Raw genomic sequence first — 20,532 nt, 5'->3', positions numbered from 1 at the left:
GTTCGCGGTCGCGGTCCGCCCCCCCGGCCGAGGGGAGCCGAGGCCGCCGGGTGATGTGACAGTGCGTTTGAGTACAGCGTAAGCTTACGGTGTACTCAAACGTGAAAGCCCATGACCCACAGGGGGGACGCTCCATGCGCACGATCGCCGTCACCGTGCCGCTCGTCTGGCTGGCCTGGCTGGTACTCACCGAGTGGGTGCCGCTGTTCCCGCTCAACGACCTGAGAAGCGACAACCGCCGGGAACGCCTCGGCGACGCGGCGGTCAACTACCCGATCCCGCTGCTCATCGCCGGCGGCGTCGCCCTGGACCACCCGGTCTCGCGGATCGCCGCCCTGGTGCTGTGCCTGCTGGTCCTCGTCGGTCACGTGGCCAGCTGGTGGCTGCCGTACGCAGGGATCAGCTCGGCGGCGCAACGGGAGTCCTACGCCCGGGACTACGCCCGCACGCTGAAGGTCCTGCCCACGCAGGGGCGCGCGGTGGTGCCCGACGTCCAGCACATGGTGGTCGGCGCCCTGAGCCTGGCCATGGCGGGCAGCACCCTGGCCGTCACGCTGACCGGGTGAGTCTGACAATCTGAGGGCATGAAGCAGGCATCACGACCCGGCCGCGGAGGTCGCCCCGCCCAGATCAGTGTCGAGCAGATCACGGCCGCAGCCGTCGACCTGCTCGACCGCGAGGGGCTGGAGGCGCTGACGATGCGACGGATCGGCGCGCACCTCGGGGTGGCCGCGATGTCGCTGTACCGTCACCTTCCCGGTCGTGACGCCATCCTGTCCACGGTGGCCAACCACCTGTTCGCCACCGCGCTCGCCGATCTGGACGCCGGACCGACCTGGACCGGGGCGCTGACCCGGTTCGCGGTCGCCTACCGCCGGATGCTGCTCGACCACCCGAACGCGGTGCCCCTCCTGGCCACGCACCCGGTCGACCCCGACACGGCCGTCCCGGTCCTGGCCGGGCTGCTGGAGAGCCTCACCGCCGCGGGCGTCGACCAGGACGACGCACTGATCCGGATCCAGTCCGTCGGGGTCTTCACGCTGGGCCACGCCCTGGCCCAGGTGGGAGCGCACCCGGGTGCCGACGCGGATGCAGATGCCGATTCCGGCGCCGCCGGGCAGGATTCCGACGCTCTCGACTACTACCAGCGGTGGTTCGACGCCGGCCTGCAGGCGCTGGTGACCGGCTTCGAGCGCCGCGACGCGCCCGTGTAGCGGCGGCCCGCGGCCTGCGCGGCCGACCGAGGCGGTCGTCACCGTCCGGATGCTCACACGGAAGCGGGGCCCGTACCGCGCGAACGGTACGGGCCCCGTCCCTTGCCCGGGGTCCGCCGAGGTCAAGGGCGACGCACGATCAGTGGTCGGGGTGGGTCAGGACTTGGTCGGGAGGACCGAGTAGCAGTACGGGTCGCTCTGGTGGAGGTGGGCCCAGTACAGCAGGTCGCCGGTCTGCGGGCCGACGACACCGTCGGGGTCGAGGTTCTGGGCGGCCTGGTAGGCCTTCAGCACCCGCAGGGTCTCGCCGCCGAACTGCCCGTCCACGTCCAGGGCCATCTCGGGGTGCGGCATGCCGCTGCGGTGGGAGGTCCAGTGGTTGAGCGCGAGCTGGACGCACGTCACGGCCGAGCCGCGGTTGCCGTAGCGGACGTAGCTCGCGCCGGGCTGGGCGCTCGCCGCCGTGGCGCCGATGCCCACCAGCAGGAGGGCGGCGGAGACGGTGGCCGCGCCCCTGCGCAGGGCCGCCTTGGTGTTCAGCTTCATGGTGCGTTTCCCAACTTCTCGTACAGGTGTGACGAGCGCCGGACCGCGGGACCGACGCGTCGTCAACCGTAGGCGCAGGCAAACCCGTCGAACGCCGGTGAGACGCGGCCGGAGCCGTCCCACAGCTGTCTCACGGCGCTGGTCTGGGCTTTGGGAGAGTCGGGAGCGGCACTTTGGAGACGATCCGTCGGCTTCCGCCGCGCGCGGGCCGGGGTTCCGCCCGCTCCACCGGGGTTCTACCGGGCGTCGGACGGGCCCGATCCGGCCGCCGACCAGTCGATCGGGTGAATCGGGCGACGGCCACGCGCCGGGCGACGTCCTCGCCCCCGGATGCCCCTGCCACCGCCTCGTACCCCGAGGCGCCGAGGCTCTCGAACGGGCGCTCGCCGCCTGCGCACTGGGCTCCGCCGCATCCGCCGGGCGTGTCCTCGCCCGGCCGGTGACTGCCCCCGGCGGGATCTGAGTGTGCCAGGAAAGTCCCTCTTTGCCCCGGGATCGCCTGGAGGTAATCCACTTGAACGCCGCATTCGAACAGCACCATCATCGGACGCCGCTGACCCGAAACGCCGTGGCCAACTCGCCTGGGAACAAGGCTATTTGAAGCTTTTTGCGAGCCCGGTTCGGCGCTTCCGCACGTCCGCGCGCCGTTCTGCCCGCTCTGACCGTTCTGCGTCTGGAGGATCTGTGGCCTGTCACCCCGCCCCGGAGGCCCGCGTGCCGCACGAGGAGGCGCACGCATGAGCGCCGCGACGACGTCGGCCGAGAGTGCCGACGAGGAACTGCAGTGGCTCGCCGACGGGCGCCGCATCGAGGCGATCGAGGCGATCAGCGTCAGTGCGATGGCCCGCCGCCTGCCCGCGCTCGTCGTCCGCGCCTTCCGCCTCGGCTGGGGCATCGACCGCGCCTCCGTCGCGCTGCTCCTGGCCTGCCAGGCCGTGTCCGCCGTGCTCGGCGCGGCCGGCCTGCTCGCGACCACCGGCACGATCTCGGCCCTGTTCGCTCCCGGCCGGGTGGGTGACAAGCTCGCCCACGCAGCGCCGTCCATCCTCCTGATCGCGACGGCGGCCGGGGCCCGTTCGCTGCTCGGCATCACCATCCGGACCATCACCGTCCACTTGTCTCCGCGCATCTCCCGGGCGGCTGAGGCCGCGGTGCTGCGTGCCACGGTCGCGGCCGAGCTGACCGCCTACGACCACGCGGGCTACAACGACGAGCTGGAGGCCGCCGACCGCGGCGCCGAGGTGTGCGTCGACATCGTCGGGGAGGCGCAGAACCTGCTGGCCTCGCTCGCCTCCCTCGTCGGTGCGGCCGGCGTGCTCACCGTGCTGCACCCGGCCCTCCTCCCCCTGCTGGTGTCGGCCGCGCTCCCCCAGGGGATCGCCTCGGTGCACGCCGCCCGGGTCCAGTTCCTGGCCAACCGGGCGGCGGTCGGCGACCGCCGGATCATGGCGAACCTGCGCTGGTACATCCACCTCAAGCGCAACGCCGACCAGGTCCGCTCCGACACGATGGGCGGCTTCCTGCTCGACAAGTACGAGCAGGTCGGCCGGCGACTCGACCACACGTCGCGGCGGGCGGCGATGCAGAGCGCCCGGGTGTCGGTGATCGGGGCCGCCGCGTCCGGCCTCGGCACCGCGCTGGTGTGGGCGGCGATGCTGTGGCTGGTCGGCACCGGCCGGATGAGCCTGCCGCGCGGCGGTGCGGCGGTGTTCGCGCTCGGCGCGGTCGGCACGAGCCTGCGCGGCATCGTCGGCTACGGCGCGGACCTCTTCCGCACCGGCATGTACCTGGACGACTGGTCGAGCTTCCTGGACACCGCCGGCGGCCACCGGCCGAAACGCGGCACCGAAACGCCGCCCCCGCCCGGGCGGATCAGCGTGGAGGACCTCAGCTACGCCTACCCGGCCTCCGAGCGGAAGGCCCTCGACGGAGTGAACCTGCACGTCGACCGCGGCGAGATCCTGGCCCTGGTCGGCGAGAACGGCTCCGGCAAGACCACCCTCTCGAAGCTCCTGGCGGGGCTCTACCTGCCCGACGGCGGATCGGTGCGGTGGGACTCGCGCGACACCCGCGACCTGGACCCGCACGCCCTGTGGCGGCAGGTCGCGGTCGTGCCCCAGGACTACGCGCGCTGGCCGCTGACCTGCCGGGAGAACATCACGCTGGGCCAGCCCACCCGCGACGGCGACGAGGCGGTGATGCGCGCCGCCGAGGCCTCCGGCGCGGCCGACGTCGTCGCCAAGCTCCGCCGCGGCCTGTCCACCCTGCTGGCGGTGGAGTGGATGGGCGGCGAGGAACTGTCCGGCGGCCAGTGGCAACGCCTGGCCATCGCCCGGGCCTTCCACCGCGAGGCCGGCCTGCTCGTCCTGGACGAGCCAACGGCGGCCCTGGACCCGCGGGCCGAGCACCGGATCTTCCGGAACCTGCGCGCCGTCGCGCGGGAGCGGGCGGTCGTCCTGGTCACCCACCGGCTCACCAACGTGGCCGTCGCCGACCGGATCGTCGTCCTCGAAGACGGCAGGGTCCTCCAGGAGGGCACGTTCGCCGAGCTGGTGGCCGACGAGGGCGGCCGGTTCAGGGAGTTGTGGGACCTGCAGAATGAACGGACCGGCGTCCCCGCCCAGCGGACCCCGGCCGCGGAGCAGAACGAGGACACCGGCCCGTGACCGCCTCCGACGTGCCGACCCGGGCGCGGCTTCCGGCGCTCGGGCCGTGGCTCCGGCCCCTCCGCCGGTTCACGGTGCTCGGACGACGCGGTGCTGCAGCGTTGCCGAGCTGGGCTCGAAGTTGGCGTCTCCCGCATAGGTGAGGACGATCTCGTGGTCGCCTGCCGCGAGGGCCGTGGTGCTGAAGGACGCCGTGCCGCTTCCGTCGAGCTGCGCGCTGCCCAGGACGGTCGCCCCGTCGGTGAACGCCAACGTGCCTTGTGGCATGCCCGCTCCGGGCGGCGCGGGCCGGACGCAGGCCCGGAGGGTCACCTCCTGCCCGGCCGTCGAGGGGTTCGGTGAGGCCGAGAGTGCCAGGACGTAGCCGCCGGGCGTCGGCGACTGCGCGGTGACGGTGCCGTCCTGCTGGAGCTGGAATCCGTAGCCGTCGTCGAAGGTCCCGTTCGCGGTCTGGGGGTAGTAGCCCAACCCGTGGACAGTGCTGTCCCTTGCGGGAAGCAGGACGGCGAGGAGGGATCGTCGGCTGAGTCGCGTCACTCCGGGTGGGCCTGAGGTCGACAAGAGGTTGTTGATGCCCACCAGGTCGCTGTCCGCCTGGGTGGCGTCGAGCACGAGCGGGTAGCCGTGGATGACGAGGGTGTCCCCCTCGGCCGTGGCGAAGCCGGTGCAGGCGGGATCGAGGATCACGCGTCCGTCCTGGCCGATGCCGAAGAGGATTGCTGATTGCGAAGTGTCCGACGTCGGTTCCAGTACGAATCCGTCGTCGAGTGGGACGGGGATGGCCGTCAGTGCGTTCACCTGCGTACGCGGCAGTTGCTTGTCCCCGTTCGGTTGGAAGAAGTTGACCGTCCGCAGGTCGTGGGACAGCGCCGTGCCGTCGATGCGGATCGTCTTGGGGCGGAGGATCAAGGTGCTGCCGCTGGCGGTGGCGCATCCGCGGAACTCCGGGTCCACGACCACCTTGCCGTCCGGGGTGATGCGGAAGCGTACGTCGGCGACGATGCACGGACCGGCGAGGAAGCCGTAGCCGGTGCTGGGGTAAGCGGAGACGGGTACCGCGGTGAACGGAGTGGTCTCGTAGGGCGGGAACTCCTTGGCAGGCCCCTCAAGCAACTGCAGTTTGTGCGGGAGGGCGGTGCAGTCGATGTGGACGGTGTGGCCCTTGACGGTCAGCGTGGTGCCGTCTGCCCTGGCGAACCCGTCGTATCGGGGGTCGAGGCTGACCTGGCCGTCCGCGGTGATGCCGAAGGTCCAGTCGAGGATGAAGCCAGAGCCCGGTACGAATGTGTATCCGTCGGCCGGGAGGGCCGTGAGACGGTTGACCCCGTGGGGTAGCGGCAGGGGGAACCCGGCGGGCTGAAGCGATTGGTCGAGCCCGGCGCTGTCGACGGTGATGGTGCGTCCGGAGACGGTCAGCACGTTGACGCCGGTCTGCTGGTCGACGTCGGTCTTCGTGAGTTCGATGACGTCGGGGCCGACCAGGACGGTGCCGTCGGCCGTCAGGCGGAAGTCGAGGGAGCCGCTGGCCACGCCGTCGAGCCGGTAGGCCGGCGCGGGCGGCAGTCGGAGGTCGTGCTGCTGGTGCGACTCGAAGACTGTCCCGCTGATACGGAGCCGGAGCCAGTGGCCGACCTGGACGTCCAGCCGTACCGGCAGCCCTCGCACTGTCAGGCTGTGTTGTCCGCGCCCGTCGAGGAAGCGGTCGCACGACGGGTCGTAGGCGACGGTGCCGTCCGCGGCGACCGTGAAGGTGAAGTCGGCCACCGAGACGCTGTCCGGGCCCCCGTCGCCCAACTGCAGGTGGCACGGCGTGGCGACGGGCAGCGCCACGGTGGGCGGCGGTGAGGTGGAGCCGTCGAACACCGTGGGCCCGGCCTCGGGGACGCTGAACCGGTGGCACGTCAGGTTCGAGGTGTCGATCCGGATCTCGGTGGCGGGCATCAGGTGCTTCCCGGTGGCTTGACGAAGGGGGTCGTGCCGTGGATCTCCAGGCGGGGTGTGACGCAGACCCGGGTCGCGGCCCGGGCCACGAGCTGGGCGGCGGTGCCGTGTCCTGGGCCGAGGCGGGTGCTGCCGCCGTACGTGCAGGTGAGGTCGTGGGTGCCTGCCGTCAGGTCGGTCACGGTGAGCACCGCCCCGTTGCCGCGCAGCGGCACCCGGCCCAGCGGCCGGGTGCCGTCGGCGAAGGTGACGTGCCCGACGCCGGCCTCGGCGCCCCGTATCGTGGCCGTGACCGTCACCGGCTGGCCGTGGACCGAGGGGTTCGGCGACGAGGTGACGGTCAGGTCGGCGGGCGGCCCGGCCGGGCCGAGGTCGGCCAGCTCCAGCGTGTCGGCGTAGAGCAGGCGCGGGGGTTGGGACGGGTCGTCGGCCGGCACGGTGTCGTGCTCCTCCACCAGGAGGCGGAAGTCGGCGGGGTCCCGGTCCTCGGGGAGGGTGACGGTTCCGCACCACAGGATGGCATCGGGGACCGTCGGACCGGGCGCGCCGGCGTCGATGCCGGCCTCCGGGCCGGGGATCCACGCCAGTTCGTCCGACAGGCCGGGCTGCCGCTCCTGCACGGACACCGTGACGGAAGCCGGGCCGACGCCCTCCGCCGTCCCCTGGTAGCTCTCGCCCGAGACCACCACCCGGAGCCGTTCCGGGGCCCCGATGGCACGGGTGACCAGCACCGACCGGTCCGCGGACAGTTGGACGAAGTCGGCGAGGACCACGCGGGAGAGTTTGACGTCGCGTGAGGCGCCGGCGACGGCGGGGTCGTGGACGACGACGGAGTGCGGTTGGTAGCGGGCCAGCGCCAGGCGCACGAACGGTTCGAACGCCGGTGCGTCGCCGGTCCGGGCCAACTCGATGTCGCAGTACCACAGGTGCCGCTGGTCGTCGTAGGCGGCGTCGTAGCCGTGGACGTGGACCCGGTTGGCCGGTGCGGGATCCAACTCGTCCAGGGTCAGGCCCTCGGGGCCCTGCGGTGTCGCGCGGCCGGCGTCCGGCGTCCCGGTGAAGGTCAGGTCCGTCGTACCGGGCCGCGGGCCGTCGTAGCTCCGCAGCGGGTCGTCGGCGGCGCGGGTCACGTAGCCGGCCAGCGGCTCCGGCGGCTCGCCCCCCGAAGGGACCACCAGGACGCCCAGTTGTTCGCCCTCGCCCGACGAGAACCACGGCCCGTCCAGGTAGACCCGCAGGCAGTGGCCGCGCCGGTGGCTGGCCATGACGTTGGTGCCGGTCTGACGGCGCCACTCGAAGACGGGCACGACGTACCGCACCCGCGGTGCGGCCGGGCGGGCCGAGCTGGGCACGTGGACGACGACGTCCTCGCCGGCTCGGGTCACCGGTGGAAGGAAGTCGACGCGTACCGCCTGCCCGTCCTGGATGCCGCTGTGCTCGGTGCGGGCGATGGTGCCCGCCCCGTAGTCCATCGTGTAGTCGCCGACGCCGTCCTTGACCGGGGCGTACGTGGTGGCGCCGTCCGCGCTGCGCACGGTCTCCGCGTGCGGGGCGAGGCCCGCCGCTTCGAGCGGGACGGCGGTCGTGCCGTGGAGCTCGAAACGGGCCCGTCGGACGAAGTGTTCGGCGAAGCGGCTGCTCGCGACGGCGCGGTAGCGCACCACGCGGTGCCCGGTGTCCGGGAACCGGTGCCGGGGGCACCGGTCGGTGCGGGACAGGATGGTTCCGGTCGACGGGTCGTAGTCGGCCACGATCCGCCCGCCCAGCGTGATCGGGCCGGGCAGGCCGCTGCTGATCGGGCCGTGGTCCAGGTGCAGCTCGTCGGCGGCGGACTCGGCGGGCGTCGGCGCGGCTCCGGAGCCCGACACCTCGTTCCAGGCGCCGAGCAGGTCGACCCGGCCCGTGCTGGAGTGGTGCACCCGGATGGTGCCTTCGAGCCCCGCGTCGGTGTCGCCGATCGCCCGGGTGGCGACCAGGGCGTCGATGGACGGCCGGCCCAGCGGCTGCTGCACGGCGTGCACGAGCAGCAGGGGGCGGGCCGGGGTGAGGGCCCAGTGGCCGCCCGACGCCGCCCACTGGGCGAGCCGGCCGGCCTCCTCGCAGAGCGCCTGGAGTTCGGCCGGCCGCTGAAGGGCCTGTGCGCTGTCGTCGACCTGTCGGCGCATCCAGTCCCAGACGCCCAGGAGGGCGAGGTCGGCGGGATCCGGCCAGGAGCTGAGCGCGACCTTCGCCACCTCGCCCTTGGGCAGCGAGACGGTGAGGGTCCGCCGCTGCGCGTCCCAGTCGGGGGGCTGCGTCCCCTCGCGCAGCACCAGCCGGAACGGCTGCACGGCCGGCCAGTCCGTGGCGGGCCCGAAGCGGATCAGGGTGACCGAGGCACGGTGGTCGTCGTCCATCGGGAAGTCCGTCGGCCGGTAGCACAGGTGGCCGGTGGCATCGACGGTGCCGGTCGTGCCGTCGGGCGTGTCCGGCAGGCCGCGCAGTGCGGCTCCCCGGGCGAGGACGTCCGGCAGGTAGGGCACCACCCACTGCTCGGCCGACGCCACCGGGACGGTCCCGTCGTGGTCCAGGTGGGCGGCGTCGCGGGTCTTGATCATCCGGTACGTGTCCGGGTCGCCGCGCACCCGGCCGTCGAGGCCGTCGAACGCTCCGTGGGCCTCGGCCAGGGCCACGGTGGTCCGCGGCGGGGCGATGTGACGATCGGTGCTGGCGGGGCTCGGTTCGGCGTCCTGGGCGCTGTCGGCGTTGGCGCTGCGGATGACCAGACGCTCCGGTGACGCGCCCGGATCGGTGTCCGGAGACAGCGCGGCGCGCGGCACGACGACGGGGGAGGGGACGGGTTCGTAGCGCAGGTACACCCGTCCGGGCGCCGTCGCGGGCAGCGCCGGGAGGTCGTCGGCCTCGGCCAGGGTCCGGCTGTTGCCGGCCAGGTCGACCACGCGTGCCCGCAGCCGGTAGCCGACGCCGAAGCGCAGCGCGGGGAGCGAACGGGTGACGGCCGCGAAGGAGGTCTGCAGCCGCAGCGCGGTGATCGCGGCGTCGTCCGCCGGGGTCGGGGCCGCCGTCGGGTCGGTGCCGGTGGCAAGGGCGAGGCCGGGCCGCGGCGCCACCAGGCTCCAGCCGCTCCAGCGCAGCAGGGACTCGGGCAGGTAGAGCACGGCCGGTACGGCGGGGTGCTCCGGCTCGGCGGGCACGCCCGCGGCGGACAGCTGGACGAAGCCCTCGTCGTCGAGGCTGAGAACGGTGCCCGTCCGCTCGAAGCGGTAGGTGCCGGAACGGGCGCACAGCGAGTGCCAGGTCTCCGACTGGGAGTCCCACACGTCCACCCGGTAGCCGCGGACCAGCTGTTCGGCGCTGAGGACGACGTCCTGGGGGCTGTCGCCGTCGAGTGTCGTCCGGTCGCGGCTCTGGTCGGCCAGCCGTGCGGCGAGCGCGTGCGCCCGGCCGTCCTGGACCAGCGAGAACCCGGCCGAACGCAGCGCGGGCAGGGCCGCGTTGTAGGGGCGGTCGGGGGCTGCCCGGGAGAGCGACGCGTGCAGGTTCCGCGCCAGGTTGACGAGCTTGTGGACGGCGCCGTCCACGTCGACGTCGATCAGGTCGAAGTCGGTCTCGTCCAGGTTCAGCAGGCCGTTGCGGATCGCGGGGGCGGTGGGACCGGGCGCGGCGAAGAAGTCGTCGCCGTCCCAGACCGCGCTCGTGGTGGGCGAGACGTCGACCGTCGGGTCCGATGGGTCGGCCGGCTGCCGACGGGGCAGCACGCGCAGTCGGCGAGCGGTCGACGCGTCGGGGATCCCGGCAGCCGGGAGTTCGAGGTCGATGATCAGGCCCAACCGGCGCATCAGCGCCGGGTAGTCGCCCAGGCAGGCCACGCACTGGTGGAAGTCCAGCAGCCCGGGCAGCTGGTCCGCCGACGGCAGCGGGGCGTCGGGGCGGGCCGGCCGGTCGTGGAAGTCTCGGAACGCGGCGACGGCATCGGCGGGCGCCGTGGGGGCCGTCGCCGCCGCCGTCGCCGCCGCCGTCGGCGCGCTCGGCCCCGGTTCGGCGGAGCGCAGAGCGATGCGCGGTTCCCGCTGCGGTTGCTCCGGCGGTGGCGACGGTGCCGGTGAGAAGCCGCAGGCGTCCAGGACCGGCAGCAGCCCGTTCGCTCCGTTGTCGGACACCGGCGGTGGCCCCGAGACCGAGTCGAGAGCGACATCCGTGTACAGCCGCCGGACCTGCTCCCGCAGCGCCCTGGCCGGGTACGAGCTCAGCCGGTGACCCGCGTAGTCGCGAAAGCCGGGGGTGGAGCTCACGGGCGTTTCGGGCGCGAACAGGGCGTCCCACAGGGCGGGTTGGAGCCGGCCGAGGGCCTTTAGGCCGTCGGCCACGACCGCGCCGTCGAGCTCCAGCGCGAAGGTGGTCGTCGTCAGACGGGACGGCCAGTTCTGCGCCCCCGTACCGCCGAGGTCGTGGAACGCGCCGAGTGTGCCGCGCGTTCCGTCCGCGGTGGTCAACCGGGGCGAGGCCACCACCGACAGGCGCAGCCGACGGTCGCCGCCCTCGCCGACGACGCCGTCGGGGACCGCGGTCCAGATCACTCGCTCGGGCACGGTGTGCCTCCTCACGCGAAGGCGTCGGCGTAGCTACGCCAGTCCGCTTCGGCGATCACGTCACCGAAGTCCGGGTCGCCCGCCGGGTCGGCGCCGCCGACGAGGACGCGTCGGACGGTGAGTTCCACCGACTCGCTGAACAGGGTGAGGTCGACCTTGATCGTGAGGGTGGCCGTGCCCTCCAGCCGGTCCGGGTTCGTCGCGTAGGTCAGGCCCAGGTAGAAGTCGATCGAGGCACTGACCAGGCCGAGGACCTCGACTTCGCCGCTCTGCCGCTGGTAGCCCGTCACCGAGGCCGCGCCGACCGGGGGAGCGTCGTAGCGGGCGTAGACGCCGATCATCATCGCGACGTTGCCGCCGGCCACCCCGAAGTCCAGGGCGACGGCCGCACCGACCTCCAGACTGGCCTCGACCGTCTCGATGCCGTCCAGCCCCAGGGCCAGTGCGAAGAAGCCTCCGCCGCCCAGGCCTTCGACGGTGACCAGGAACTCGTCGTGGCGGTCGCCGAAGGCGAACCGCAGGCTCGGCCGGTCGTCGGTGAAGGGCAGGTTCAGGCTGATGCCCAGTCGCACGTTCTCCAAGAGGAAGACGCCGAGGGGGACGGGTGGCAGCGGCAGGGAGTAGGAGGCCCGTACGCCCGCGGGGCTCACCTCGACGGCGGGTGCGGCGCCCACACCGCTGCCGCCGATGAGGTCTCCCAGGGCGGAGAAGAAGGAGAGTTCCGAGAACAGACGTACGGCGTGGTCCGGCAGTTCCACGCTCACGCCGGGCTTGCCGCCGTTCTCCGACCGGAACGTGAGGGCGTCGAACCGGACCTCCAGGACGCCCGCGAAGCCGACGGTGAAGTTGCGCAGTGTCGTGTGCACCGAGGTCCGGGGCGGGTCGGGGTTCGGCCCCAGTGACTGCTCGATCCGGGTGTGCAGCGAAAGGGAGATGGGTGCGCCGTCTTCCGACGGGCGCAGCAGCGGGCTCGTGCTCTCCACCTTCGGTTCCCAGTCCAGAGTGGTGACCACCGACGTGGCGGTGGTGCGGCTGAACATCTGCGGGAACTGCCGTGGTTCGAAGACGCCGGAGATCAGCCGGGCCAACGGCAGGGCGCCCATGAGCTTCGCGCTGTCGGCGAAGAACGCGGCCGGGTCGAACGTCCCGGCCGTGAGCGCGCCCGGGTCTCCGGCGACCGGACCGAGTGTCGACGACAGGCCAGTCACGGCCATGTTCGGTCTCGCCAGCACGGCCCCGCGCTCGGCGGGCAGCCGCACCTCCAGCGGCGGGGCGAGTTCGGCGAACAGGTGCGCGGGGTTGCCACCGGTGTCCGCCAGGAACGTCGGCGACGGCACGACGGTTGCCGGATCGGCGTTGCCGAGCAGCCGGTCGACCGCCGGGATCCGGACCTGCGCCGAGTCGAGGACCGGCAGGAACGGCGGCCGGCCGTGGCCGATGACCACGTCGAAGTCCAGCGAATCCGTGGTCAGCGTCGTGTCGCCGGGCCGGGCCGGGTCGCCCGGTGGCGCGAACGCGACCGGTGCGCCTCCGACGCGGGTGCGCCGCTGCACGGACGGGTCCGTCGGGTCACCGCTGCGGTAGTCGGCGCGGATCCTGGCCAGGGTGTCGGGGTCGTCGGCGAGTTCGAGGGGGACGAAGATCAGGGCCGCGTGGAAGTCGGTGTCGGTGTGCGTCCTGTCGGTCCCGATCAGGTGGAACGGGACGGTTCCCGGCGGTGTGGCATTCATGATCCAGAAGGGCGGGTCCGCGCTGTCGGGGGAGTCGCTGCGCCGGTCGATGTCGGGGAGCACCCGCGGGCTCGCCGGGGTGAACTGGGTCGCGATGCGCACGTCCGTGAACGGCATCTCCCTGCCGCCGTGGTCGTAGTCGTCGTCCGCGTAGTGCTTCACCGGTTCGCGGACCAGGAGGAAATGATGCTCCCGCAGCGCCGCCACAGGCCGGCCGGCGTTCTCGTCGATCGCACGGTCGGTGACGTCGATCCACGCGGCGCGGTGCCTGAACGGGAACAGCACTCCCTCCTGCGTGATGCGCACGAACTGGTCCCGCCCCAGGGTCGCCACGTGCTGCCACGTGCTGAGCGCGGGGTCGGGCCACTGCCCGTGCGCCCGGAGCCAGCCGCCCCGCGCGGAGAGCATCAGCTGGTCGATCTCGACGGGCGCGGTCACCGAGAGCCCGACGATGGTCCGGCGCTGGGCGGGCGTGGGCCGCAGGGCGGCGGCCAGGTCCGGCGGCGTGCCGGCCGGGTCTGGCGAGAACACCGCCCGCACGTAACGGTCCGCCGCCTGCTCCTCGTCGACGACCGGACGGCCGTCGGTGTCCACCGTCCTCACGCCGAGGCGGGTGTGCCACAACTCGGTGCGCCCGGCACGGGTGACCGGCTCGACGTCGTGGGCCCACCCACCGCCGGGGTGGGGGGAGAGCACCAGGTGGTACGGGAGTTCCAGCGCGGTCTCGGTCGGCTCCGGGGCAGCGGCACCGTGGTCGCCGGCCACGACGGCACCCCTCGGCTGCCGGGCCGCGGGAGGCAGGCTCGGCTCCAGGGACCGCCAGTCGAGCAGCGCCTCCAGCGTGAACGGGATCCGGTCGGTTCCCGGCGGCAGCCGGAAGGCGAGCCTGCTGGGCCCGGCGAGCCGGCCGAGCTGGGGTACCGGGAGCACCGCGCCGTCCGGGAGCACCGGCTCGGCCGCGTGCTGCGGCGGGAAGTGGACGACGACGAAGGCGTCCTGACCGGCCTGTTCCCGGACGAGCCACCCCGCCGACGGCCCGTCGGTCCGCAGCGTGAGATTGATCAGCTCGAACCGGACGGCCAGCAGGTCCCGGGAGCGCACCACGCTTCGTGAGAAGGGGGCCATGGGGTCCACCCCCGTCCGGGGGACGATTCCGAGTCGACAGCCCATTCGGAACGGCACGGCAGTTCCTGGGAAGAGGGCCGGTGTGCCGACGCACGGTTCCGCAGGCCCCGCGTCGACCCGGATGTCAGCCGACGGAGCGTGCGGCGGTGCTCACTCTCATGGTATCCACCGGCAGGCTTCGACGCACACGGGTGGACCGACGGCGGTGTCCTCCTTCCGCACCCGACCCCGCTCGGCCGCTCGGGTGTCAGCGGTGGGCGAGGGCGCGGGCGATGGCGCGGGCGATGGGTTGGCCGGTGTGGGACTCGAAGTAGGTGAAGGCCGGGCTGGGGTTGACCTCGAAGCAGTAGACGTCGCCGTCGTCGGTGAGCATCAGGTCGATGCCGGCCAGGTCCAGGCCCAGGGAGTCGGCCAGGCGCAGGCACCGGTGGGCCAGGTCCTCGGGCGGCTGCCAGGGGGAGAGTTCGGCGCGGCCGCCGTCGTGGTGGGCGTAGCGGTAGTCGACGCGGTCGGTGGTGATGCGGGTGGCGAACACCTCGTCGCCCACGGTGTGCACGCGGATGTCGGTACCGCGGACGCGCTGCTGGAACTGGACCGGGCAGGAGCGGATGAGGGGCAGTCGGGCGGTGGCCTCCCGGTCGAGGGCGTGCACGACGGACCGCTGGCAGCTGATCGACTTGTAGACCAGCTCGCCGTGGCGCTCCCCGAAGTCGTGGACCAGCTCGGGGTCGTTGGTGACCAGTGTCTCCGGCACCAGGAAGCCGGTCCGGCGGATCAGTTGGGCCTGGTGCGGTTTGGAGGCGTTCGACGCCGACGCGGCCGCCCGGTTCATCACCCGGCCGGGAGCGACTTCGATCCAGGTGCCCAACGCCTCGTGCCAGGCCCGGCACCGCTGCAGGACGTCCTCGTCCGGGCGGCGGGCCTCGGGGAGCCGCCGCCAGTCCATCAGCCGGGCGTAGATGCCGGTCACCTCGGCGCAGTCGACGGTTCCGCCGTCCGCCGTCAGCCGGCCCCGGACGCCCGCGTCGGTGGCTTCCAGCTCGAACGGCTGCTCCAGGAAACGCCGTTGGTGGAGGACGGTGTAGGGCAGGCCCAGGTCGTCGAGCGCGGCGATGACCCGGGCGATCGGCGTCTCGCTCGCGATGCCGCAGACGGCGATCATCGGGCCACCTCGGGGAGGGCGGGGAGCGCGGTGAGGTGGTCGAGCAGGCGGTCGAGGAACGGCTCGCCGCCGGAGCGGAGGTCGGGCAGTGGGCTCGCGCCGCCGAAGACCAGGCGGTGTCCGCCGTCCCGGTGCAGGTCGAGCCCGAGCAGGTCCGTGCCGGCGAGTCGTGCGAGGCGTACGCACGCCTGCTCGTCCTCGGCCGGGAGTGAGAGTGCACCGAAGACCCGGTCGCCGAGCACCAGGACAACGTCCGAGTCGGGCGCGGCCCGGTCCGGCTCGGGATCGGGGCTGCTGGAGATCCGCGCCGGCGGCACCGGCAGCCCGGCCCTCGCCGCGAGCACCGTCCACTCCGCCATCGAGCGCCAGGCTCCGCACAGGCCGGTCGCGCAGGGCCGGTTGACCGCGACCGGGGCGAGGCAGGTGAGCAGGCTGAGCAGCAGGGCGCTCAACTCCTCCTGGGCGTACAGCGCGTCGCCGTGCGTGTCGAAGGGCAGCAGCCCGAAGGGCGCCGCCGCCACCCGGTTGAGCACGCCCGAGACCTCCCGGCTGTCGAGGAGGCGGCCGTCCGGCAGGACGATCTCGAAGTCCGCCCCGCGCCGGCCGACGCGGTGCGCCGAGCGCGTGGAGCCGAGCAGCGCCTGCGGGGAGAGCAGCTCCAGCGGCTCCAGTCCGCGTTCGCACAGTCCCTCGTGGGCCCACAGCGCCGCCCGGTCGGCGGGGTCGCTGAGCACCAGCCACATGCGGGGCCTACCTCCGGCCCGGGTCGGCGTCGGGGTCCTCGTTCCCGAGGGCGCTGTCCGCGAGGTCGGGCCGCTGGTCGGCGGGGATGAAGTGTCCGGCGCCCGGACTGAACCCGGGAACGAAACCGCGACCGGACACCGGGTCGGATGGCGCGGGCGCGTGCGCCTCCAGTTCCTTGCCGACGTGGTCCTTGTGGCCGTCCTTGTCCTTGACGTCCTTCTCCTTGTCCTTGAAGTCCTTCCCTTCCTTCGTCACCTTCCGCCGTTCACGCGTGAGCTGGAACGTCTTGTCTCCCGCGACGGTGTCGTTGCAGTTCAGGGTGAAGGTCGCGGTCGCGGTGGGCGTGGCGAACTGGCCGCCGCCGGCGATCCTGATCACGATCCGGTCGCAGGTGTTGGTGGCCAGGCTGGCGGGGAAGCTGTGAAGCAGGAACCCGGCGCCCATGTCCGTGTCGGCCGATCCGCCGAACGTGAGCGTTCCCGGCCCGATGTTGGCGACGGGCACCACTTGGTCGGCCGTCGTCTCCAGGACGTTCACGTGCAGCGACGTGGCCATCTGGATCCGGGGCTGCCGGCCTTCGGCGTCGGACGGGGCCGAGGTCCAGACGAAGCCGAGCTCCTGCGGGTCGTTGTTGGTGATGCGCAGGTTCCAGGCGGAGACCCCGGGGTCGGAGACCTCCAGCTGCACCGTGAAGACGTCGGCGGCGTCCCTGGTCCAGGACGCGGTCGCGACGGTCTTGCCGGTCTCGTCGGGGACGGCCGCCTCGGCGGGTTTCTGCGGTACGGCCGTGATCAGCCCCTGGCCGGCCCGGAGTTCGATGTCCGGTGCCCTGCCGCGCAGCGGCTGGCAGTTCGGCCCGACGGCCACCACGTGCAGGAACCACGGTGACACCGTCGGGTCCACGTCGAAGGTGACCAGGCCGGTGGTGGCCTGCTTCGCGAGCCTGACCTGGCCGGTGTCGGGAAACATCTGGAATACCACCGTGATCGCCTTCTCTTGCTCTCTGACTGTCTGAAGCTCTGCGGCCCGGGGTGGCGACGGCGTCGGGCCGCTTCACCACGTGCCGAGCGGAACGATGTCGAGGAACACCGGTCGTCCGGTTCCGTCGCCGCCCGCCGGGACGGGCTGGGTCTCGAACTCCCGGACGACCAGGCGCTGTGGCCGTTGCCCGGTGTCGGGGAGGCTGACGGGGGCCGTGTGCCCGAGGACGGCCGTGGTCGTCAGGACGGTGGACCAGCCCGCGACGTCGGCCGTCGCCGGCACGCCCGCGTCCAGGACCTGGAGCTCGGTCCGGACGGTGTTCCCCGCGCCACCGGGGCCGAGGCCGTCCAGGACCACGGTGGCCTGCCCGGGGCTGCGGGTGACCGTCAGCCGCCGGTCGGGCGGCAGCTGGACGGGGTCGGTCAGGGCCACCTGCGACACGGCCGGCACATCGGTGACGGTGTGCGGCTGGTAGCGGGCCAGCGCGAGCCGGACGAACGGGAAGTAGGACGAGGACACCACCGGGGCGAGGTCGAGGTCGGCGTACCAGCGGTCCTCCTGGTCGTCGAACTCGACCTGGTACAGCCCGGCGTCGAGGACCCGCTGCAGCTCGGGGAGCGTCACCTGTGCCCACTGCGGTGCGTTGACCTGGGCGCGGGTGAGGGTGCCGGGCGGCGCCCCGGTGCCGCGGATCGGGTCGCGCCCGGCGACGCCGACGTAGCGCAGGGCCTCGGCGGGGGCCGGCGCGGTGGGGAAGGCGAGCAGTGCCAGGGCCTCGTCGTCGCCCGACGCGTACCAGGGCCGTTCGAGGAAGACCCGCAGACCGCCGCCGCGGCGCAGCCGGGTGAGCGAGCGCTGCCCGTCGACCGTCCGGCTCCAGCGGAACGTCGGCATGCCGTAGAGGAGTCGGGGTGCGGGGGGCCGGGCCGAGCTCGGCACGTCGGTGTCCGCGAGCGCACCGGTGGCGAGGCAGGCGAGGGGATCGGCCGCGAGCTGGCGCCCGAAGCAGTCCTCGAAGCGCGACACCGCCGTGACGGTGTAGCTCACCTTGTGGTGGCGGGTGTCGCCGAACTCCTGGCGGATCACCGGGAAAGCGTCCTTCGGCGGCAGGTGCTGGACCTCGTACGAGCCGACGTGCGCCATCCGTTCGTGCACCGCCGGCGGGGCGGGCGGGGCGTCGTCGTGGTCGGACCACTCGGCGTGGAGGTCGATCCGCCCGGTGCTGGGGATGTCGATCGCGAGGCCGCCCGTGCCGAGGACGGCGTCGTGGTCGCCGGGCTTGCGCTGGACGGTCAGCTGTCCGCCGGGGTCGGTCAGCGGCCGCTGCACCGCGTGGACCATGGTGACCGTGCGCGGCGGGGTGATCAGGCGGTTCTTCCCGTGCACGACGTCCTGGAAGGTGGCCGGGTTCACCGGGTCGACGCCCAGCCACAGGGCGATGCCGAGGTAGTTGACGTGCTCGTACGGCATGCAGGACGGGATGTCGAAGGTCACCTGCTCCGCGGGGCCGAGCCCGACCGAGAGGTGGCGGCGGTCGAGGTTCCGCACCGTGCAGCCGCTCGCGGCGGCCTCCAGCTTCACGGTCGCGGTCTGGCGGTCGGGCCAGTCGCCCTGCCAGACGGCGATCACCGACCGGTCGGAGGGGACGACGGGCCCGGGCTGCCCGTTGGGGCCCAGCGGCCGGGGCCGCGCGTTCAGGGCGATGAAGGCGCCGCTCGGGTCGGCCAGCCAGGGCAGCACCACGTCCGTCTCGGGCAGGGTGACGTACGGTGACGGAGCGCCGGATGCCGGGTCGGTTCCGACGGTCTGCGCACCCGGGACGTCGGTGAGCCCGCGGTCCGCCCGTTTGGCGGTCCCGAAGAGCCGGGTCACGTCGGCGGCGGACGCGGTGGGGCCGAGGGCCTGGTCGAAGGCGCCGTCGTACTGCAGGGCCAGGGCGAGCGAGCACTTCGGGGGCAGGAGGTGCCGCAGGTCGTAGGCGCGGTACCCGTGGTGGGCGGCGTAGTCGGCCACCGACACCCCGCGGTCGCTGCGGATGACCATGCGGTCCTGGCCGTCGCCGTCGTCGAACGCCCGGGTGGGCACGAGTTCCGGCGGGGGCAGCGGCTCGAAGCGCCGGTAGACGAGGTCGTCGCTCTGCTCCTCGACGGCGCCGACCTCCTCGGCGCGCAGGCCGCCTCCGGCCAGGTCGGCGATCCTGACCCGCAGCCGGTAGGAGCGGCCGAAGCGCAGCCGGGGCAGCGAGCCGAGGTCGCACGTCACGACCGCGTCGAGGGCCGGGGCGGCCGCCGCCGGCCGGGTGTCGCCGGTGGCCACGATCCGCTCGGGCCGCTGGGCGACCAGGCTCCAGCCGTCCCAGCGGGCCACCGTCTGGTGGAGGTACAGCACGTCGGCCGGGCCGGCGCCGGTGGCTGCCCCGCCGGGCCTGAGGTACCCCTCGTCCGGCAGCCCCGCCACGGTGGCGGGCCCGAGCGGCACGCCGCCGACGGTGTAGTGCACCCGGCGGCGGCACAGCGAGTGCCACGTCCTGCTGGTGCCGTCGTACACGTCCAGCCGGTAGCCGCCGAGGAGGGAGTCCGCCAGCAGCGCGGACGCCTGCAGGCCGGACGGCGTCGCCCGCTGCCGGGCCCGCTGGAGCTGCTTGCCGTGCTCCGTCTCGCGGCTCCGGTCGACGAGCGCGAACCCCATCGAGTGCAGGGCGGGCAGCGCGCCGGGCGGAGCGGTGTCGGCGACGGACGGCGGCGCGGACGCGGCGTCCGAGCGGGCGGCGCTCACCAGGCGCAGCGCGGCGCCGTCCACGTCGAAGGGCACGACCTCGAACCGGGCGTTCCCGGCGGGCGCGGCCTCGGCTCCGGTTCCCATGCCGGTTCCGGACAGGGGGAGCAGCCCCTGGCTGAAGCCGGTGGAGGTCGGCCCGTCGACGGAGGCCGGCAGGAAGCGCGCCCCGTTCAGCGTGTAGGCCGTGCGCGGCGACAGGTCGGTCTGGGTGGCGCCGGTCCAGCCCGGCGGCGGGTTCGGGTCCGGGCTCGGCCACCGCGGCACCGCCCGCAGCTCCGCCGGGTCGGCTCCGCCCAGCCGGGACGCCGGCACGGCGAGGTCCGTCAGCAGGCCGAGCGCACGCAGCACGACGGGGTGGTCGGCGAGGTGCGCGACGGTGTCGTGGAACTCGCGCTCGGGCGGCGCCGCGAGGCTCTCCGGTGGGCTGAACTCGGCGGCGCTGCGCCGGTAGAAGGCGTACGCCCGGGCGAGGGCCGGCTGGTCCTCGGCGGCGCGTGGCGCCCCGTCGCCGGGCGGCAGCAGGCCGGTCTGCCACAGGTCGGTGATCTCCCGCAGGTCGGCCCGGAGCCCGGCGTCGCGCTCCGGCGCCACGCCCCGGTGCACGGCGTGGGCCCGGGCGGTGGCGGTGTAGATGCCGCGCACCTCCGCGCCGGCCTCGCCGGTGGGGAACGCCCGGGTGTCCCGGCCGTCGTAGAAGGCGGCCCGGTACGGCTCGACCAGCGTGCCGCCGCCGAACAGCGCCTGCCAGGCGGCGAGTTGCTCGGCGGTCGAGAACCGCACGACCGTCCCGTCCAGCGCGGTGTACGGGACCGGCGACGCCGGTACGGACGTCCCGGCGCGGAACACGTCGAAGTGCAGGGCGGCGGACCGCTCCGGCCAGCGCTGCATCCCGAAGTCCGCCACCGTGAGCCGGGCCGTTCCCGGGCCGATCAGGCGCGGTGTCAGCAGCACCGAGAACACCGCCATCGGCTCGGACCCGCCGGCCGCCGGCGTCACCCGGCCGGCCGGGATCACCGTCCAGACGAACTGCCGCTCCAGGCCGGTCGACGACATGCG

The 20,532-nt window shown here is 73.6% G+C and carries 11 protein-coding genes; 3 read left to right on the top strand and 8 right to left on the bottom strand.

Annotated elements, in window-relative coordinates; genetic code table 11:
• Positions 1–134: 134 nt before the first annotated feature.
• Together ACZ7KX_RS29385 and ACZ7KX_RS29380 are read left to right on the top strand one after the other, a co-directional pair.
• Complete coding sequence (locus ACZ7KX_RS29385) at positions 135–566, top strand: hypothetical protein (RefSeq protein WP_470329095.1); 432 nt, start codon at positions 135–137, stop codon at positions 564–566.
• 18 nt (positions 567–584) lie between these two features.
• Positions 585–1,214, top strand: a complete 630-nt coding sequence (locus ACZ7KX_RS29380; protein ID WP_470329094.1) for a TetR/AcrR family transcriptional regulator — start codon at positions 585–587, stop codon at positions 1,212–1,214.
• A 156-nt stretch (positions 1,215–1,370) separates the two neighbouring features.
• Here ACZ7KX_RS29380 and ACZ7KX_RS29375 read toward each other — a convergent pair whose 3' ends face one another.
• The gene (locus tag ACZ7KX_RS29375; RefSeq protein ID WP_470329093.1) at positions 1,371–1,760 is read right to left on the bottom strand and encodes a peptidoglycan-binding domain-containing protein; all 390 of its coding nucleotides are present in this window, start codon (positions 1,758–1,760) and stop codon (positions 1,371–1,373) included.
• A 737-nt stretch (positions 1,761–2,497) separates the two neighbouring features.
• Here ACZ7KX_RS29375 and ACZ7KX_RS29370 point away from each other — a divergent pair.
• Positions 2,498–4,426 carry an ABC transporter ATP-binding protein gene (locus ACZ7KX_RS29370; RefSeq protein ID WP_470329092.1) on the top strand — a complete coding sequence of 643 codons (1,929 nt, stop codon included), beginning with the start codon at positions 2,498–2,500 and terminating at the stop codon, positions 4,424–4,426.
• Positions 4,427–4,495: 69 nt separating this feature from the next.
• Here the strand turns inward: ACZ7KX_RS29370 and ACZ7KX_RS29365 are convergent, their stop codons facing one another.
• The 7 genes from ACZ7KX_RS29365 to ACZ7KX_RS29335 form a co-directional block, all read right to left on the bottom strand.
• Positions 4,496–6,367 carry an Ig-like domain-containing protein gene (locus ACZ7KX_RS29365; protein WP_470329091.1) on the bottom strand — a complete coding sequence of 624 codons (1,872 nt, stop codon included), beginning with the start codon at positions 6,365–6,367 and terminating at the stop codon, positions 4,496–4,498.
• A complete protein-coding gene (locus ACZ7KX_RS29360) occupies positions 6,367–10,956 on the bottom strand; it encodes an Ig-like domain repeat protein (RefSeq protein WP_470329090.1) in 4,590 nt (1,529 codons plus the stop codon). The genes ACZ7KX_RS29365 and ACZ7KX_RS29360 overlap by 1 nt, the downstream gene beginning before the upstream one ends.
• Before the next feature lie 11 nt (positions 10,957–10,967).
• Entirely contained in the window at positions 10,968–13,811 is a 2,844-nt protein-coding gene (locus ACZ7KX_RS29355; protein WP_470329089.1) for a thioesterase domain-containing protein, read from the bottom strand.
• A 247-nt stretch (positions 13,812–14,058) separates the two neighbouring features.
• Positions 14,059–14,973 carry an MvdC/MvdD family ATP grasp protein gene (locus tag ACZ7KX_RS29350; protein ID WP_470329088.1) on the bottom strand — a complete coding sequence of 305 codons (915 nt, stop codon included), beginning with the start codon at positions 14,971–14,973 and terminating at the stop codon, positions 14,059–14,061.
• Positions 14,970–15,716, bottom strand: a complete 747-nt coding sequence (locus tag ACZ7KX_RS29345; protein ID WP_470329087.1) for a hypothetical protein — start codon at positions 15,714–15,716, stop codon at positions 14,970–14,972. Before ACZ7KX_RS29345 ends, ACZ7KX_RS29350 begins: the two co-directional genes overlap by 4 nt.
• A 7-nt stretch (positions 15,717–15,723) precedes the next feature.
• Entirely contained in the window at positions 15,724–16,686 is a 963-nt protein-coding gene (locus tag ACZ7KX_RS29340; protein ID WP_470329086.1) for a hypothetical protein, read from the bottom strand.
• Positions 16,687–16,770: 84 nt separating this feature from the next.
• The gene (locus ACZ7KX_RS29335) at positions 16,771–20,529 is read right to left on the bottom strand and encodes a hypothetical protein (RefSeq protein WP_470329085.1); all 3,759 of its coding nucleotides are present in this window, start codon (positions 20,527–20,529) and stop codon (positions 16,771–16,773) included.
• Positions 20,530–20,532 lie beyond the last annotated feature (3 nt).

The organism is Kitasatospora sp. NPDC038210, from assembly GCF_055600605.1.
Note: the sequence above shows the minus strand (reverse complement) of the source record. Positions and strands in the feature narration are given on the sequence as shown.

What these genes read in the sequence shown, in the direction of transcription:
- ACZ7KX_RS29385 (WP_470329095.1), top strand. Translation starts at nt 135, where the DNA reads ATGCGCACGATCGCCGTCACCGTGCCGCTCGTCTGGCTGGCCTGGCTG.
- ACZ7KX_RS29380 (WP_470329094.1), top strand. Translation starts at nt 585, where the DNA reads ATGAAGCAGGCATCACGACCCGGCCGCGGAGGTCGCCCCGCCCAGATC.
- ACZ7KX_RS29375 (WP_470329093.1), bottom strand. Translation starts at nt 1,760, where the DNA reads ATGAAGCTGAACACCAAGGCGGCCCTGCGCAGGGGCGCGGCCACCGTC.
- ACZ7KX_RS29370 (WP_470329092.1), top strand. Translation starts at nt 2,498, where the DNA reads ATGAGCGCCGCGACGACGTCGGCCGAGAGTGCCGACGAGGAACTGCAG.
- ACZ7KX_RS29365 (WP_470329091.1), bottom strand. Translation starts at nt 6,367, where the DNA reads ATGCCCGCCACCGAGATCCGGATCGACACCTCGAACCTGACGTGCCAC.
- ACZ7KX_RS29355 (WP_470329089.1), bottom strand. Translation starts at nt 13,811, where the DNA reads ATGGCCCCCTTCTCACGAAGCGTGGTGCGCTCCCGGGACCTGCTGGCC.
- ACZ7KX_RS29350 (WP_470329088.1), bottom strand. Translation starts at nt 14,973, where the DNA reads ATGATCGCCGTCTGCGGCATCGCGAGCGAGACGCCGATCGCCCGGGTC.
- ACZ7KX_RS29345 (WP_470329087.1), bottom strand. Translation starts at nt 15,716, where the DNA reads ATGTGGCTGGTGCTCAGCGACCCCGCCGACCGGGCGGCGCTGTGGGCC.
- ACZ7KX_RS29340 (WP_470329086.1), bottom strand. Translation starts at nt 16,686, where the DNA reads ATGTTTCCCGACACCGGCCAGGTCAGGCTCGCGAAGCAGGCCACCACC.
- ACZ7KX_RS29335 (WP_470329085.1), bottom strand. Translation starts at nt 20,529, where the DNA reads ATGTCGTCGACCGGCCTGGAGCGGCAGTTCGTCTGGACGGTGATCCCG.